At 45.1% G+C, this 16,220-nt stretch carries 12 protein-coding genes and 1 pseudogene; 10 read left to right on the forward strand and 3 right to left on the reverse strand.

Translation table 11 applies throughout. The features are described from left to right. A pseudogene (locus AB4371_RS01575) lies at positions 1 to 474 on the reverse strand (hypothetical protein); the annotation flags it as partial. A gap of 165 nt (positions 475 to 639) precedes the next feature. Between AB4371_RS01575 and AB4371_RS01580 the strand changes: the two are divergent. From AB4371_RS01580 to deoD, 7 genes are all read left to right on the forward strand, one after another. Next, positions 640 to 795 carry a DUF5363 family protein gene (locus tag AB4371_RS01580; protein WP_017066983.1) on the forward strand — a complete coding sequence of 52 codons (156 nt, stop codon included), beginning with the start codon at positions 640 to 642 and terminating at the stop codon, positions 793 to 795. Next, entirely contained in the window at positions 776 to 1,588 is an 813-nt protein-coding gene (locus AB4371_RS01585; protein WP_102319908.1) for a TatD family hydrolase, read from the forward strand. The genes AB4371_RS01580 and AB4371_RS01585 overlap by 20 nt, the downstream gene beginning before the upstream one ends. A gap of 204 nt (positions 1,589 to 1,792) precedes the next feature. Then, on the forward strand, positions 1,793 to 3,055 hold the full coding sequence (locus tag AB4371_RS01590) for a NupC/NupG family nucleoside CNT transporter (protein WP_017058833.1): 1,263 nt from the start codon (positions 1,793 to 1,795) through the stop codon (positions 3,053 to 3,055). Positions 3,056 to 3,575: 520 nt separating this feature from the next. Further along, the gene (gene deoC, locus AB4371_RS01595; RefSeq protein WP_010436196.1) at positions 3,576 to 4,352 is read left to right on the forward strand and encodes a deoxyribose-phosphate aldolase; all 777 of its coding nucleotides are present in this window, start codon (positions 3,576 to 3,578) and stop codon (positions 4,350 to 4,352) included. 223 nt (positions 4,353 to 4,575) lie between these two features. Next, on the forward strand, positions 4,576 to 5,904 hold the full coding sequence (gene deoA / locus AB4371_RS01600; RefSeq protein ID WP_017063283.1) for a thymidine phosphorylase: 1,329 nt from the start codon (positions 4,576 to 4,578) through the stop codon (positions 5,902 to 5,904). 76 nt (positions 5,905 to 5,980) lie between these two features. Next, positions 5,981 to 7,201, forward strand: coding sequence for a phosphopentomutase (locus AB4371_RS01605; protein ID WP_017063284.1), 1,221 nt, complete (start codon positions 5,981 to 5,983; stop codon positions 7,199 to 7,201). A 65-nt stretch (positions 7,202 to 7,266) separates the two neighbouring features. Then, positions 7,267 to 7,986 carry a purine-nucleoside phosphorylase gene (deoD, locus tag AB4371_RS01610; protein WP_017063285.1) on the forward strand — a complete coding sequence of 240 codons (720 nt, stop codon included), beginning with the start codon at positions 7,267 to 7,269 and terminating at the stop codon, positions 7,984 to 7,986. Between the two features lie 127 nt (positions 7,987 to 8,113). Here the strand turns inward: deoD and AB4371_RS01615 are convergent, their stop codons facing one another. Continuing rightward, the gene (locus AB4371_RS01615) at positions 8,114 to 8,725 is read right to left on the reverse strand and encodes a YtjB family periplasmic protein (RefSeq protein ID WP_076655999.1); all 612 of its coding nucleotides are present in this window, start codon (positions 8,723 to 8,725) and stop codon (positions 8,114 to 8,116) included. 109 nt (positions 8,726 to 8,834) lie between these two features. Here AB4371_RS01615 and serB point away from each other — a divergent pair, with 109 nt between their 5' ends. Next, positions 8,835 to 9,815 (forward strand): phosphoserine phosphatase, encoded by a 981-nt coding sequence (serB, locus tag AB4371_RS01620; RefSeq protein WP_017058828.1) that lies wholly within the window; start codon positions 8,835 to 8,837, stop codon positions 9,813 to 9,815. A 122-nt stretch (positions 9,816 to 9,937) separates the two neighbouring features. Here the strand turns inward: serB and AB4371_RS01625 are convergent, their stop codons facing one another. Next, on the reverse strand, positions 9,938 to 12,283 hold the full coding sequence (locus AB4371_RS01625) for a PilZ domain-containing protein (protein WP_017058827.1): 2,346 nt from the start codon (positions 12,281 to 12,283) through the stop codon (positions 9,938 to 9,940). A gap of 161 nt (positions 12,284 to 12,444) precedes the next feature. On the opposite strand from AB4371_RS01625, the gene radA reads away from it, so the two are divergent. Beyond that, complete coding sequence (gene radA / locus AB4371_RS01630; RefSeq protein WP_017063288.1) at positions 12,445 to 13,824, forward strand: DNA repair protein RadA; 1,380 nt, start codon at positions 12,445 to 12,447, stop codon at positions 13,822 to 13,824. A gap of 234 nt (positions 13,825 to 14,058) precedes the next feature. Continuing rightward, a complete protein-coding gene (gene fusA, locus AB4371_RS01635; protein WP_017058825.1) occupies positions 14,059 to 16,146 on the forward strand; it encodes an elongation factor G in 2,088 nt (695 codons plus the stop codon). Positions 16,147 to 16,220: the final 74 nt, after the last annotated feature.

Here is a 16,220-nt window from a genome sequence, read left to right on the forward strand (position 1 = left end):
ACTGGTGTTTTCGTCGATAACGTGGATTTCGCCGTTAATGATCTTAATTGTAAGGTCACGCTCTTCCATCTCGGGACGGTCTTCACCGAATTCAGGAGACCAACGTGGTGTAGCGTCAACATCAACGTCTGGGTGTTGTGGGAGATAATCCACATCATTGTCGCTATTGGAACTAGACGACGTGCTCAAAAGCCCTGCAACCAATGCAGCAGAAGCGGCACCAACTGCAGCCCAAGTACCGTTAGATTGTTTTTCGTAAGTGACGTCATCGATTGTGGCTGTCGTGCCCGGAGTTGCATTCGCGTATTGTTCGTTTAACTTATACTGAACAGAAGCATCGATAGCGTTCATCTGCTCGTCAATAAGTTGAAGTGTTTGTTGGTTTGCTAGTTCTACGTCAACTTGAGGTGCAGAAGCAAAAGCAGGTGCTGCTAATACGCTAGAAATTGATATGGCTAAGAGTGATGCTTTCATAAAGTAGGATCTCGTTATTGAATGGAGCGTCTTGCTATCAATGCCTCCTTGGCAAGTGCGTTTATTATTCGCTGTGGTGAGATTTTCAACAATATAGCCAGCTAGTGTTGATGTATAAATCTAATTTATGCATTTGCGCTTTTTAGGTTGAGACTTGAGGTAAGTATGTTGGGTTGGATAAAAACTTGGGTTAAAAGATATGATAAGTGGTGTGAAGAGCTTGGCTTAACGCCTGAGAACAAGCGCAGTTGTGTTGCTTATCGTCGTGATCCTCAAGGGAAACAAATGGAGAGTAGGGAAAATGACACAGCAAATAAGTGACTTTCCGCTGTTTGATACTCATTGCCACGCGGATTTTGAGGCGTTTGAGCAAGGTTTTACACCTGATCAAACTATTGATGGCTATCTTAAAGAAGCGAAACAAGCGCAAGTCGAGAAGTTAATCATCCCTTCTATCGGCCAACGTAACTGGAGGAAGCTCGATGAAATCGCTCAATCTCACCCCAATATTTACTATGCATTAGGCTTCCATCCTTACTTTTTAGAACCGGCCAATGACGAACAATTTTCGGAACTTCGCCAATTACTCGCTTCAAAAAACAGCCAATGTGTCGCGATAGGTGAGTGCGGGCTCGACTTTTTTGTGGACGTTGAACGAGAGAAACAAGAGCGCTTTTTCATCCAACAAATGGAGCTTGCGAAGGAGTTTGACCTGCCTTTAATCATCCATGAGAGGAAGTCTTACAACCGACTTATCGAGCTAATAAAGCAGCATAAGTTCACCTTAGGTGGTGTGATTCACGGTTTTTCTGGGAGTGAACAGCAAGCTTTGGCATGGATCAAGCTCGGTTTCTATATTGGCGTCGGTGGAACGATAACTTACCCAAGAGCGCAAAAAACACGCACAACCATCGCAAAATTGCCCCTTGAATGTCTGGTATTGGAAACGGATGCTCCGGACATGCCCATGTATGGAAACCAAGGAAATGTTAATCATTCCAAATATTTAGTTACGATCTTAAATGAACTTTTTTTGCTTAGAAAAGAGCCAAAGCAATCGATTGCAGCGCAAATTTGGCAAAATAGCCATCGCGCATTCGGTATATGTGAATAAAATCGAAGGTTTTTGTTTATCGTTTGCGTAAATTGCACCGAGCTTGTGATTTGGGTCACATTTGCGTGTGAATGGTACATGAATCTTCTACGAAAGTGTGAGGACGGCATTACTTTATTAGTGGTCGCATGAGTATAATTGCCTCCGCTTTATAGCCCCATTTTGTAACACGCCAATAAATAACTAATAAGGAAGTCATAAACTATGAGCCTGTTTATGAGCCTAGTCGGAATGGTTGCACTGATCGCAATCGCAGTACTACTATCTGACAACCGCAAAGCTATTAATCTAAGAACAGTGGGTGGCGCTTTCGCTATCCAATTCGCACTTGGTGCATTCGTACTTTACATCCCTTGGGGTCGTGATCTACTTGCAGGTTTCTCTGCTGGTGTAGCAAACGTGATCGACTACGGTAAAGACGGTACTGGTTTCCTATTCGGCAGCCTAGTTAACTTCTCAGTTGACGGTATCGGTTTCATCTTTGCTTTCCAAGTACTACCAACTCTGATTTTCTTCTCTGCACTTATCTCTGTACTTTACTACATTGGTGTTATGCAAATTGTAATCAAAGTTCTTGGTGGTGGTCTTCAGAAAGCTCTAGGTACTTCTCGCGCCGAGTCTATGTCTGCAGCAGCAAACATCTTCGTTGGTCAAACTGAAGCACCTCTAGTTGTTCGTCCATTTGTTCCTAAAATGACTAACTCTGAACTATTCGCAGTAATGTGTGGTGGTTTGGCTTCTGTAGCTGGTGGTGTACTAGCGGGTTACGCATCTATGGGTGTACCTCTAGAGTACCTTGTAGCAGCATCATTCATGGCAGCACCAGGTGGTCTACTATTCGCTAAAATCATCAAGCCTGAAACAGATACGCCAGACGACAACATCGCTGACGAAATGGACGGTGGCGATGACAAACCAGCTAACGTTATCGACGCAGCAGCAGGTGGCGCATCAGTTGGTCTACAACTAGCACTTAACGTTGGTGCAATGCTACTAGCATTCATCGGTCTAATTGCTCTAATCAACGGTATCCTAGGTGGCATCGGTGGTTGGTTCGGTATGGAAAACCTAACTCTAGAACTTCTTCTAGGTTGGATCTTCGCACCGCTAGCATTCATCATTGGTGTTCCATGGGAAGAAGCAACTATCGCTGGTTCTTTCATTGGTCAGAAGACAGTTGTTAACGAATTCGTTGCATACCTAAACTTCGTACCATACGTTGGTGAAAACGCTCAAGTTGTTGCAGCAACTGGTCAAGTGATGTCTGAGAAGACTCAAGCTATCATCGCATTCGCACTATGTGGTTTCGCAAACCTTTCTTCAATTGCGATTCTTCTAGGTGGTCTAGGTGGTATTGCACCAAGCCGTCGCCACGACATCGCACGTATGGGTGTTAAAGCGGTAATTGCTGGTACTCTATCTAACCTGATGGCAGCAACAATTGCTGGCTTCTTCCTGTCTTTCTAATTAGTTAGAAATCGATATATAGACGCCATAATAATATCGCCCCGTAGCAAGAAATTGCTGCGGGGCTTTTTTGTTTTTAGGCCTGCCGTTTTTAGTATATGCACGCGCTTATGCTTAGATTCGATGTAGGGTCTAGAATGTTTTTTTGAGATACAAACCGTTTGCGTTCTAAGGAGCACTACAATTTATTGATGGATACCTATAATGTATAAGCTAAAGGGATAGGATGTCTCTGTTGGCAAGAAAGTAACCTCGAAATCAACTCGAACGTTATTCTTCTGGGATTAAGCCAAAATTAGCGATACGCTATAGATGTTAGACACAACATGACTGATTTGTTGTGCCATAGACCAAACTGGTACTGTGCGGTGACAAGGATTGCAATTGGTAGCGAAAGTTATCAAGTCTTCAGGGAACCAAGTCCGTTCATTTGTGGCTACTGAGCATTACTAAAATATCCATCTATACTGGATGGAGGGCGAAGTAGTTAACTATTTGAATATATTGATCGGAGATAGAAATGAGCGATTTAAAAGCAGCAGCTCTACGTGCACTTAAACTTATGGACCTAACTACGCTAAATGACGACGATACTACTGAAAAAGTAGTGGCGCTTTGTCATGACGCGAAGACTGCAGTAGGCAACACCGCTGCAATCTGTATTTACCCTCGCTTTATCCCAGCAGCTAAGAAAGCGTTGCGTGAGCAAGGTACTCCAGAAGTACGCATTGCGACTGTAACTAACTTCCCTCATGGTAATGACGACATCGAAATTGCTGTTGCAGAAACAAAAGCAGCGGTAGCGTACGGCGCAGACGAAGTTGACGTAGTATTCCCATACCGTGCTCTTATTGCTGGCAACGAAGAAGTTGGCTTTGAGCTAGTTAAACAGTGTAAAGCAGCTTGTGGTGACATCACGCTTAAAGTGATCATCGAAACAGGTGAACTGAAAGAAGAAGCACTAATCAAGAAAGCTTCTCAAATCTGTATCGAAGCAGGTGCAGACTTCATCAAAACTTCAACAGGTAAAGTGCCAGTAAACGCGACTCCAGAGTACGCGCGCATGATGCTTGAAGTTATCCGTGACATGGGCGTTGCTAAAACAGTTGGTTTCAAACCTGCTGGTGGCGTACGTACTGCTGAAGATGCAGCACTATACCTAGCAATGGCTGATGAGCTACTAGGCGCTGAGTGGGCAGACAACATGCACTACCGTTTTGGTGCTTCAAGCCTACTAACTAACCTTCTTAATACATTAGAAGTGACAGACCAGACTGCTGATCCAGCAGCATACTAATTTACTCGTCATATTTGACACCGCAGCGTTGTTGACTGCGTAAGTTCCTCCTAATCACATAGAGCCTCTATGCTCATAGGAATGAACTCACTGGTCGCCTAACTGCAACGCCAAATATTTAGAGTATTGAACATAATAAGTCTGTTTGATGGAGTGGCGTCAAGCCACTCCATATTACCTCTTTTCCCTACAAACCATACTCACTAGAGTTTGGGAGGCACTAATGTATCTACCTCAAGAAATTATTCGCAGAAAACGTGACGGTGAAGTCCTAACAGCTGAAGAAATTAACTTCTTCATTCAAGGTGTGGCTAAGAACACGGTTTCTGAAGGCCAAATTGCCGCATTCGCAATGGCTATCTTTTTTAATGAAATGACGATGCCAGAACGTATCGCACTAACGTGTGCAATGCGTGATTCAGGCATGGTGATTGACTGGAGCCACATGAACTTTGATGGCCCAATCGTTGATAAACACTCTACTGGTGGTGTTGGCGACGTTACTTCTCTGATGCTTGGCCCAATGGTGGCAGCATGTGGCGGTTTCGTTCCAATGATCTCTGGTCGTGGTTTAGGCCACACTGGCGGTACGCTAGACAAGCTGGAATCTATTCCGGGTTACAACATTACACCAACCAACGATGTGTTCGGTGAAGTAACGAAAGATGCTGGCGTGGCTATCATCGGTCAAACAGGCGATCTAGCTCCTGCTGACAAGCGTGTTTACGCAACTCGTGATATCACAGCAACAGTCGATAACATCTCGCTGATCACGGCTTCAATCCTATCTAAGAAACTGGCTGCGGGCCTTGATTCTCTAGTGATGGATGTAAAAGTAGGTTCAGGCGCATTCATGCCGACTTACGAAGCATCTGAAGAGCTAGCGAAATCTATCGTTGCAGTAGCAAACGGTGCGGGTACTAAAACAACAGCAATCCTAACGGACATGAACCAAGTGCTGGCTTCTTCAGCGGGTAACGCAGTAGAAGTTCGTGAAGCGGTTCAGTTCCTAACGGGTGAATACCGTAACCCTCGCTTGTTAGAGATCACTCTAGCATCGTGTGCTGAAATGCTGGTGCTCGGTAACCTAGCTAAAGACTCAGACGAAGCGCGCGAAAAACTGATGGCAGTACTGGATAACGGTAAGGCAGCAGAGTGCTTCGGTAAAATGGTAGCGGGCCTTGGTGGTCCAGTTGATTTCGTAATGAACTACGATAACTACCTAGAAAAAGCAGACATTATTAAGCCAGTGTACGCGTTAGAAAGCGGTGTGGTATCAGCAATGGATACTCGTGCAATTGGTATGGCTGTGGTTGGTATGGGCGGCGGTCGTCGTGTAGCAACTGACAGCATTGATTACGCAGTCGGTTTTGATCACTTCATTCGCCTAGGTGAAGTAGCAAGTGAAGATAAGCCATTAGCAATGATTCATGCTCGTAACGAACAACAGTGGCAAGAAGCTGCAACAGCATTACAAAATGCAATCACTGTGGGCGGAGAATATACAGCAACGCCAGACGTTTACCGTCAGATTCGTTCTGAAGACGTGTAAATAACAGGTATCGGTATACCTCGCGTATACCGATAAACAGAGTTCTGGTGCAAAGAGCAATAAGTTGGTGAAGAAAATGAAAAGAGCATTTATTTTAGTTTTAGATTCATTCGGTATCGGTGAAACAGCGGATGCAGACAAATTTGGTGATGTAGGTTCTGACACTATGGGCCACATCGCAGATCATTGTGACCAAGGTCTTGCAGACAATGCAGATCGTAAAGGTTCACTGGCACTGCCAAACCTGTCTAAGCTAGGTCTAGCGATGGCTCACAAAGAGTCTACGGGTCGTTTTGCTCCTGGTATGGATGCAGACGCTGAGATCATTGGCGCTTACGGTCACGCTGCTGAGCTGTCTTCTGGTAAAGACACGCCATCAGGTCACTGGGAAATCGCAGGTGTTCCTGTACTGTTTGACTGGGGCTACTTCACCGACAAAGAGAACAGCTTCCCAAAAGAACTGACTGACCGCATCCTTGAGCGTGCAGGCCTGTCTGGTTTCTTGGGTAACTGCCACTCATCTGGTACGGAAATCCTAGACAACCTAGGTGAAGAGCACATGAAGACTGGTCTGCCAATCTTCTATACTTCTGCAGATTCTGTTTTCCAGATCGCTTGTCACGAAGAGACATTCGGCCTGCAAAACCTATTAGACCTTTGTCAGATTGCTCGTGAAGAGCTAGAAGACTACAACATTGGTCGTGTTATCGCTCGTCCGTTCATTGGCCCAGGTAAAGGTCAATTCGAACGTACTGGTAACCGTCGTGATCTTTCTGTTGAGCCACCTGCAGCCACCATTCTTCAGAAGTTGGTTGATGAGAAGGGCGGTAACGTTCACTCAATCGGCAAGATCTCTGATATCTACGCGGGTTGTGGCATCACTCAGAAAACCAAAGCAACAGGTATTCCTGCGCTATTTGAAGCAACCAAAGAAGCGATCAATGAAGCAGGCGACAACACTATCGTGTTCACTAACTTCGTTGATTTCGACTCAGCTTACGGCCACCGCCGTGATGTTGCTGGTTATGCAGCGGCACTTGAGTACTTCGATGGTCGCATCAATGAAATCATCGATATGATGAAAGAAGATGATGTGCTTATCCTAACGGCTGACCACGGTTGTGATCCGACATGGCCAGGTACAGACCATACTCGTGAGCACATCCCTGTGATTGTTTACGGTCAGAAGGTTCCAGCCGGTTCTTTAGGCCGTCGCGATACGTTCGCTGATATCGGTCAAAGCTTAGCGTCATACTTTGGTACATCGCCAATGGGACACGGTACAAGCTTTCTATAATAGTTAACGAAGAGAGAGGGAAACCTCTCTCTTCTTTTTTTGTTTTGAGATTAAGGATATTTTCAATGGCTACTCCACATATTAATGCTGAAATGGGTGATTTCGCTGACGTAGTTTTAATGCCAGGTGACCCGCTACGTGCTAAATACATCGCTGAAACCTTCTTAGAAGAAGTGGTTCAAGTGTGCGACGTTCGCAACATGTTTGGTTACACCGGTACTTACAAAGGTCGTAAGGTTTCGGTAATGGGACACGGTATGGGCATTCCATCTTGTTCTATTTACGCGACTGAGCTGATCAAAGACTTTGGTGTGAAGAAGATCATTCGTGTAGGTAGTTGTGGTGCAGTGAGCGAAGATATCAAAGTGCGTGATGTGGTGATCGGCATGGGCGCATGTACTGACTCTAAAGTGAACCGTATTCGCTTTAAAGATCATGACTTTGCGGCTATTGCGGATTACAAAATGGTGCGCGCGGCAGAAGATGCAGCCAAAGCTCTCGGTGTCGGCGTAAAAGTCGGTAACCTGTTCTCGGCTGAGCTGTTCTACACGCCAGATCCAGAGATGTTCGAAGTAATGGACAAATACGGCATTGTTGGCGTAGAGATGGAAGCGGCTGGCATCTATGGTGTGTGTGCTGAATACGGCGCAAAAGCTCTAACGATTTGTACTGTTTCTGACCACATTAAGACTGGTGAGCAAACGACATCAGATGAACGTCAAACGACTTTCAACGACATGATGGTTATCGCACTAGACTCTGTACTGCTTGGCGACCAAGAATAATCTTGATTTGTCTTAGCTTGATAAGTTAACAGATAACAAAAAGCCCCGTTGCTGCCTGAGCGTCGGGGCTTTTTATTGGATTGCTGTATTTATTCTGAGTCTAGTATTTATTGTCAGCCTAGTGTGTTTATGAGCTTACATTTTTCAATAGTAAGTTCTCACCAGACTTAGTTGGTCTTCTGCGAATCAGCATGATGAACAACACGCCACTCACAAACCCCATCAACACCATACCGATCATGTAGCGATCACTTTTGCGGTAGTGGTGATCAGAAATCGCCGTCATCTTACCGGTTTCAAAAGTCACTCGAATAAAGCCGATGATCGTTTTCTCTGGAGAATAAATAGGTTCAACTAACTGTTGTCTGCCGATACTTGCTGTTGAAAGTGGTGTATCTAAGCCAAGAACCTCACGTACCGAGAGGGCTTTTTCGCTCGAAGCCAGTCGAATACCCTCTGCATCATAGATGGTGGTATCGAACACCAGTCGGTCTTGAGATAGCTGGTTAGTCAGATCAAGCAATCGCTCTTGGTCTTGTTGCGTGATCATCTTGCTGGCTGAAAGTGATGCCTGAGAGATAAGCAGCTTGGTAAGAGTTTCCAATTGTTTTGCTTGGATCTTCTCGTTACCTTTACTGATCACGACCGTATTTTTAATCGTTACAACGAACATGGTAGCCAACAAAATGAGGGCTAGCATTCGTAAAGCGTTACGTATTGAGAACAATGATTCATTCATGTTTCACGAAGCCTGAAATAAACAAATGTTATGATTAAGACATATTGAGACTTGCGTTTTCAAATTGCAATAGGTTAACGTTTAGCATAGTTAATTAGGAATCATACACATGGACGCTCAGAAATATCTGCCGATAAAAAGGCATACGACATTATTAACTCGACTCCCCGAGACTCGTTTCGCTTCTCAACTCGCTAAATCCAAGGCCAATTGGATTGTGTTTGGTGAGTACCTATCTCCACAATCTTTCGATGACATCGACTTTTTCACTGGCACTTACAACACCATCCTCGATACGTGGAAGGTTGGGCATTATGAAGTGGCTTTGATGTCAGGCAATCTAACGCCAGCACACGAAGAAATCCTCCAAGCGCTAAAGCTTGATTATGCTTGCCTTAGCGAGGTCCCAGACTTATCTAAGCCAGGTTTGATCGTGATGGATATGGATTCCACAGCGATTCAAATTGAATGCATCGATGAGATTGCCAAGCTAGCTGGAGTGGGAGAGTTAGTCTCTGAAATCACAGAACGAGCAATGCAAGGCGAGCTCGACTTTGAACAGAGCCTACGCCAGCGAGTAGGAGCACTGAAAGGTGCGGATGAATCGATATTAGAGCAAGTGCGTCAGTCATTGCCATTCATGCCAGACTTGGTCGGGCTGGTGAATACTCTAAATAAGCTTGGCTGGAAAACGGCGATTGCATCAGGCGGTTTTACTTACTTCTCTGACTACCTGAAAGATACCCTTGATCTAGACCATGCTCAATCAAACACGCTTGAGATCGTCAACGGTAAGTTGACGGGTGAAGTCTTAGGCGATGTTGTTTCGGCGCAGACCAAAGCGGATATCTTGGTAGAGTTGGCTGAAGAGTACGAATTGGAACTACATAATACCGTTGCCGTTGGTGATGGTGCCAATGACTTGGTGATGATGGGCTCTGCAGGTTTAGGCATTGCCTACCACGCAAAACCAAAAGTAGAGCAGCAAGCTCAAACTGCTGTTCGTTACGCAGGTTTAGGCGGTGTGCTGTGTATCTTGTCGGGTGTATTGGCTAAGCAACAGAAGATCAGCTGGCAAGCGAAACCTTAGGGGCTCTACCTAAGTGCTATTGGCTATGTATCTTATTTAGCAATAGTGGCTCAGACACAAAAAAAGCAGGCTATCAGCCTGCTTTTTCTATTTTCATGCTTAAGTTAATACGCGGTTCGAAGCTAGCGTGTTAGCTCCAATCGAATCAGCACTTCATCGGTAATGTCTTCTATCTCGCCATAACCGATAAACGCTGTCACCTCATTTTCCAGTTTCTTAGCTTGATGCATGCTGATGCGAGAAAGCTCTTCTAAATCCGATTGAAATAAACTCGTTAGCGGATTAAAGATTGGTGCCGTGGTGACTCGCAATACGTACACATCACCTAAGTGCTGCGCTTTCTTGATGAATAAGATGCGTTCCTTTGCTGAGGCGAAGTCTTTGACCAACTTGGTGTGTACCGACTGGATTTTGTCGCCAAACTTCACTGCAGCAATGTACACGTCATGATGCTTAGGCTCCGCACCTTCAATTCTTTTTAGTGGCTCAGCCAACAGTGAGTTGGTGTGACCCTTGAAGATTGGCTCGAGTGAGAACTTTTGGTTGTGACCAAGTTTAGCAAGTAACGTTAGATGCTTATTCAGTGGGAAATTCACACCAATGATCTTACAGCGCAGCGTTGAACTTGGCTTATCAATGAATATTGGGTTACTGACCATCTTGCTCAACAAAATGTTGTGCAGTGATTCGAGTAGCGAATGTGTTGGCAGTATCTCTTGCTTCTTAATCAGCTTACTTTGGTTTTGATCGATAAGCCCATTAAGGAAAGCGATGGTACGCATTGTCTTGGCGTTCTCGGCAATAACCAACTGCACGTTGCGACCATTCGGACTCACTCGAATTACGTGGTAAGGCACTGTGCTCAGTGGCAGGTTCTTGTCATAGAGCTGCAGTTCATTGAAGTTCACTAATACCGGATCATTAATCTTGAGTACCATTGGGTGTTCAAGGCTAATGCTCAGTCCACGCTTCGAAATATCTAAGGTGTGTCCGTTCGCCGCTGTGCCATCTTGTGATGTAAGTTGCAACGGTGACTTAAATTGGTATCTCGGCTCTTTACGACGAGTCTGAGAGTCAAAGTAGATGCTTTGAATATTGCCGACGACAGTACGCGGGTGACGGAAGCGGTTCAATTCACTGCTTGGAATGCGTGGCTTTTCACTCAGAAGATAGTCCGCCGCACTTTCGTGATCGCCAATCTCTTGCAAGATTCCGCAATGCGTCAGTTGAGCTGAGCTTTGAGCCAGCGTATCCGAGTGTTTAGCTAATGCTTGTCGCTCAGTGTCTGAAAGTTCGAAAACCGAGAACTTGAACGCCTTCCAACTTTTACGTTTGCCACCGATGTGCCAGAACAGCTGTCTTTGTTCACGAGAGGCTTCAGGCAGCATCATTGAATAGAACAAGGTCTTGTTTTGGTGTTCATGGGTAAAAGAGTAGATAACGTTACTGGTTCCCTTCACTCCTGGTTTCGCCAACAGGTTCATACGTTGCTCGTTGAACAGGGTACCCAGCGCTTGTTGATTTCGTTCGTCGTGCCAATATTGCCATAATGGATGGTTGTTATCCGTCAGTAGGGCAAGCTTTAGTTCGCTGCCGCTGAAAAACAGGGGTAGGTTACAAGTATGCTTTAGATAGGTATGTTCGATTCCTCGAGTACGAGTTCGAATAATCCTATCTTGATTCTCATGGCTGGTTTTCTTACTGGTGCTATTTAAAGACTCATCGAGTAAGCGAGCCACAATATTGTTGTCGCTTACCTTGATGGTTCTTAGAAATTTGACCGCGTTGTTCTCATAAGATTCGTCGATACCCAAAACACGAAATTCAACCGCTTGGTTAACATCGTTTTCTTGGGACTTTTCGATAAGCTCTGAGAACTTAACGCTGATGATCTCGCCGAGGTTGTATCGAAAGGCGCTCGGTACTTTGAACTTTGCACCCGACGGGGAGATATCAACCGTTACACCATGTAGGCTTTGCCCTTTCGATGTGGTGATCTCGACCTGCGAGCTAATCTTGAGTCTGTTCTCTTGGCGTTTTAAGTCGTAACCTAGGTTAATAGCTTCCGCTTCGTACGGGCTATTGGCGCTAGTAATGTCGTGGTTACCTTGAGAAGATGTTTTAACAACGCTCAGAGGCTGAGTTCGCGGAGTCATTACTAACTCCCATGCGCCTTCTGTGTAACCTTTAAACTTTTTCGTACCACGTTGATATGCGTTTAAAGCGATATCATCGAGCCAGTGCTTACGGCCATCGAGAGTGAACTGACGACACTCATTATCAATACGCCCGCGTAAATCAATGCTCTTTGTACACGGAGCCATGATACGATTCAGTTCCATTTTAACGAGCAGCTTCAGAGACGGCGATTCCCCTTCTGTCATTTGAGAAAGAAGGAATTCGAAATCTTCGGCGTGGTAAGCCGGGATTAAACGTTCTGCTACAGATAGAATTTCAGATTGCTGCATACTTTTCTTGTTAGAATGGACGGTGCGTTTATGTTATCGACTAGTTTAAATCGATCTTTAAGTATAAGTGGTATGACTGCAACTTTTATTTTCATCCGTACGGTCAAATAAGTCACAAATTGACAACATCATTGTGTAATTGAGTAAATTATTGAGGTTTTATGGCGAAGGCAAAGCGAGCTTATGTGTGTAATGACTGTGGTGCCGATTTTCCACGTTGGCAGGGGCAGTGCAATGCATGTGGTGCTTGGAACACGATTACAGAAGTTAGGTTAGCCGCTTCACCTCAGGTCGCACGTAATGAACGATTGAGTGGTTATGCGGGCGGTGCAACTGAATCTTCGGTTCAAACGCTGTCAGAAATCGATCTGCAAGAAGTCCCACGTTTTAGCAGTGGCTTTAAAGAGCTAGACCGCGTACTTGGTGGTGGTGTCGTACCGGGTGCTGCGATCCTGATTGGTGGCAACCCGGGTGCCGGTAAATCAACGCTGCTATTACAAACCATGTGTCAGCTTTCTTCTCAATTACCGACTCTCTATGTAACCGGGGAAGAATCTCTGCAACAAGTCGCGATGCGTGCGTCTCGACTTGGATTGCCAAAAGAGCACCTAAAGATGCTCTCAGAAACGAACGTGGATAAGATTTGTCAGGTTGCAGAAAAAGAACAACCTAAGATCATGGTTATCGACTCGATCCAAGTTATGCACGTTGCGGATGTTCAATCTTCTCCGGGCAGTGTTGCACAGGTTCGTGAATCGGCAACCGCATTAACGCGCTACGCAAAACAGAATAACGTTGCTGTGTTCTTAGTTGGACACGTAACTAAAGACGGCACCTTAGCAGGGCCAAAAGTACTTGAGCACATTATTGACTGTTCTGTTTTATTAGATGGCGGAACCGATAGCCGTTTTAGAACGCTACGCAGCCACAAAAACCGTTTTGGTGCAGTGAATGAACTGGGTGTGTTTGCGATGACAGGCCAAGGGCTAAAAGAAGTTAGCAACCCATCCGCTATCTTCTTGTCTCGTGGTGAAGAAGAAACCTCGGGCAGTTCTGTCATGGTGGTGTGGGAAGGGACGCGTCCACTTCTTGTCGAAATCCAAGCGCTGGTGGATTATTCACAGCTGGCTAACCCACGTCGCGTCGCTGTCGGCCTAGAGCAAAACAGGCTTTCTTTGTTATTAGCGGTGCTGCATAAACACGGCGGCTTACAAATGGCTGACCAAGATGTGTTTGTGAATGTCGTCGGTGGTGTTAAAGTAACCGAAACCAGTGCTGATCTTGCGTTGGTGATGGCTCTACTTTCTAGTTTCAGAGACCGCGCATTACCAAAAGATGTGGTGGTATTTGGAGAAGTAGGCCTAGCGGGTGAGATTCGACCTGTACCGAGCGGACAAGAGCGTTTAAATGAAGCATTTAAACACGGCTTTAAGAAAGCGATTGTACCGGCGGCTAACATGCCTAAAGGTGGCATTCCAGGAATGCAGATCCACGGTGTGAAAAAATTATCGGAAGCAATTAATGCTTTTGATGAGTTGTAATTGAACTCACTTCAGCTACTCTATACAGCAGCAATTCAGCCTAACCTTAACGCCGATTAGGCTTTAGGTTAGCACTATAATTAACAATCATTTAGATTGTTACTACTGAGTGCCTTTTTCTATATGTTAGAAAAAGGCAAAGTTTTTTAGTCCCAAATGCATGCAAAGCTATCAGTCTTCACAGATTGTGATATACTCTGCGCGCATTTTATATCCTATTAACAGAGTAAGACAATGGCAGATTTATCGAAATACAGAAACATTGGTATTTTCGCGCACGTTGATGCGGGTAAAACAACTACCACTGAGCGTATCCTTAAGCTAACTGGTCAAATCCACAAGACTGGTGAAGTACATGATGGCGAATCAACGACTGACTTCATGGAACAGGAAGCTGAGCGCGGTATTACTATCCAATCAGCAGCTGTAAGCTGTTTTTGGAACGATCACCGTCTAAACGTTATCGATACTCCTGGACACGTTGACTTCACAGTTGAAGTATACCGTTCTCTTAAAGTTCTTGATGGCGGTATCGGTGTATTCTGTGGTTCTGGTGGTGTTGAACCTCAATCAGAAACTAACTGGCGCTACGCTAACGAATCAGAAGTATCTCGTCTGATCTTCGTTAACAAACTAGACCGTATGGGTGCAGACTTCTACAACGTTGTTGACCAAGTTAAAAACGTTCTAGGTGCAACTCCTCTAGTAATGGTTCTACCAATCGGCCGTGAAGACGAGTTCGTTGGTGTTGTAGACCTACTAAGCCGTAAAGCATACGTTTGGGATGACACTGGTCTTCCTGAAAACTACGAAATCAAAGATGTTCCAGCGGACATGGTTGATGACGTTGAGCAATACCGTGAAGAGCTAATCGAAACTGCTGTAGAGCAAGACGATGACCTAATGGAAGCTTACATGGAAGGTGAAGAGCCTTCTATTGAAGACGTTAAGCGTTGTATCCGTAAAGGTACTCGTGATATCGCATTCTTCCCAACGTTCTGTGGTTCTGCGTTCAAGAACAAAGGTATGCAACTTATCCTTGATGCTGTAGTAGATTACCTACCAGCACCAACTGAAGTTGACCCTCAGCCTCTAATGGATGAGAACGGTGAAGAAACTGGCGAACACGCTATCGTTTCTACAGATGAGACTTTCAAAGCGCTTGCATTCAAAATCATGGATGACCGCTTCGGTGCTCTAACTTTCGTTCGTATTTACTCTGGTAAACTGAACAAAGGTGACACGATTCTTAACTCATTCACTGGCAAGACTGAACGTGTTGGCCGTATGGTTGAGATGCAAGCTGATGACCGTAACGAACTAACTAGCGCACAAGCTGGTGACATCATTGCGATCGTTGGTATGAAGAACGTGCAAACTGGTCACACTCTATGTGATCCTAAGCACCAAGTAACGCTTGAGCCAATGGTATTCCCAACTCCAGTAATCTCAATCGCTGTATCTCCAAAAGATAAAGGCGGTTCTGAGAAAATGGGTATCGCTATCGGTAAAATGGTTGCAGAAGATCCATCTTTCCAAGTTGAGACTGACGAAGAGACTGGCGAAACTATCCTGAAAGGTATGGGTGAACTTCACCTAGACATCAAGGTAGATATCCTTAAGCGTACATACGGCGTTGACCTAACTGTAGGTGCTCCTCAAGTTGCTTACCGTGAAACTATCACTCAAGCAATTGAAGATAGCTACACGCACAAGAAGCAATCTGGTGGTTCTGGTCAATTCGGTAAGATCGATTACCGTATCAAACCAGGCGAAGCAGGTTCTGGCTTCAAGTTCAACTCTGTAGTTGTGGGCGGTAACGTTCCTAAAGAATTCTGGCCTGCAGTTGAGAAAGGCTTCGCATCTATGATGGAAAACGGCGTACTAGCTGGCTTCCCAACTCTAGACGTTGAAGTTGAACTTTTCGATGGTGGTTTCCACGCAGTCGATTCATCTGCTATCGCATTTGAAATCGCAGCGAAAGGCGCATTCCGTCAATCTATGCCTAAAGCTGGCGCGCAACTTCTTGAGCCAATCATGAACGTTGACGTGTTCACTCCAGACGATCACGTTGGTGATGTTATCGGTGACCTTAACCGTCGTCGTGGCATGATCAAAGATCAACAAGCTGGCGTTACTGGTGTTCGTATTAAAGCTGACGTACCTCTTTCTGAGATGTTCGGCTACATCGGTCACCTACGTACTATCACTTCTGGTCGTGGCCAATTCTCTATGGAATTCGCACAATACGCACCATGTCCAACTAACGTTGCTGACGAAGTGATTGCAAAAGTTAAAGCAGAAAAAGAAGCTGGTAAGTAATTAGCCCTTTTCTCAATTAGCTAAAAAAGCCCCGCAAGTGAAAGCTTGCGGGGCTTTTTATTGTGCGCCGAGCA

The organism is Vibrio sp. 10N.261.51.A3, from assembly GCF_041471965.1.
GTDB classification, from domain to species: domain Bacteria; phylum Pseudomonadota; class Gammaproteobacteria; order Enterobacterales; family Vibrionaceae; genus Vibrio; species Vibrio crassostreae_C.

Bases quoted from the DNA above. Each gene is read 5' to 3' on its own strand.
- AB4371_RS01580 (WP_017066983.1), top strand. From the start codon at position 640: ATGTTGGGTTGGATAAAAACTTGGGTTAAAAGATATGATAAGTGGTGT.
- AB4371_RS01585 (WP_102319908.1), top strand. From the start codon at position 776: ATGACACAGCAAATAAGTGACTTTCCGCTGTTTGATACTCATTGCCAC.
- AB4371_RS01590 (WP_017058833.1), top strand. From the start codon at position 1,793: ATGAGCCTGTTTATGAGCCTAGTCGGAATGGTTGCACTGATCGCAATC.
- deoC (WP_010436196.1), top strand. From the start codon at position 3,576: ATGAGCGATTTAAAAGCAGCAGCTCTACGTGCACTTAAACTTATGGAC.
- deoA (WP_017063283.1), top strand. From the start codon at position 4,576: ATGTATCTACCTCAAGAAATTATTCGCAGAAAACGTGACGGTGAAGTC.
- AB4371_RS01605 (WP_017063284.1), top strand. From the start codon at position 5,981: ATGAAAAGAGCATTTATTTTAGTTTTAGATTCATTCGGTATCGGTGAA.
- deoD (WP_017063285.1), top strand. From the start codon at position 7,267: ATGGCTACTCCACATATTAATGCTGAAATGGGTGATTTCGCTGACGTA.
- AB4371_RS01615 (WP_076655999.1), bottom strand. From the start codon at position 8,725: ATGAATGAATCATTGTTCTCAATACGTAACGCTTTACGAATGCTAGCC.
- serB (WP_017058828.1), top strand. From the start codon at position 8,835: ATGGACGCTCAGAAATATCTGCCGATAAAAAGGCATACGACATTATTA.
- AB4371_RS01625 (WP_017058827.1), bottom strand. From the start codon at position 12,283: ATGCAGCAATCTGAAATTCTATCTGTAGCAGAACGTTTAATCCCGGCT.
- radA (WP_017063288.1), top strand. From the start codon at position 12,445: ATGGCGAAGGCAAAGCGAGCTTATGTGTGTAATGACTGTGGTGCCGAT.
- fusA (WP_017058825.1), top strand. From the start codon at position 14,059: ATGGCAGATTTATCGAAATACAGAAACATTGGTATTTTCGCGCACGTT.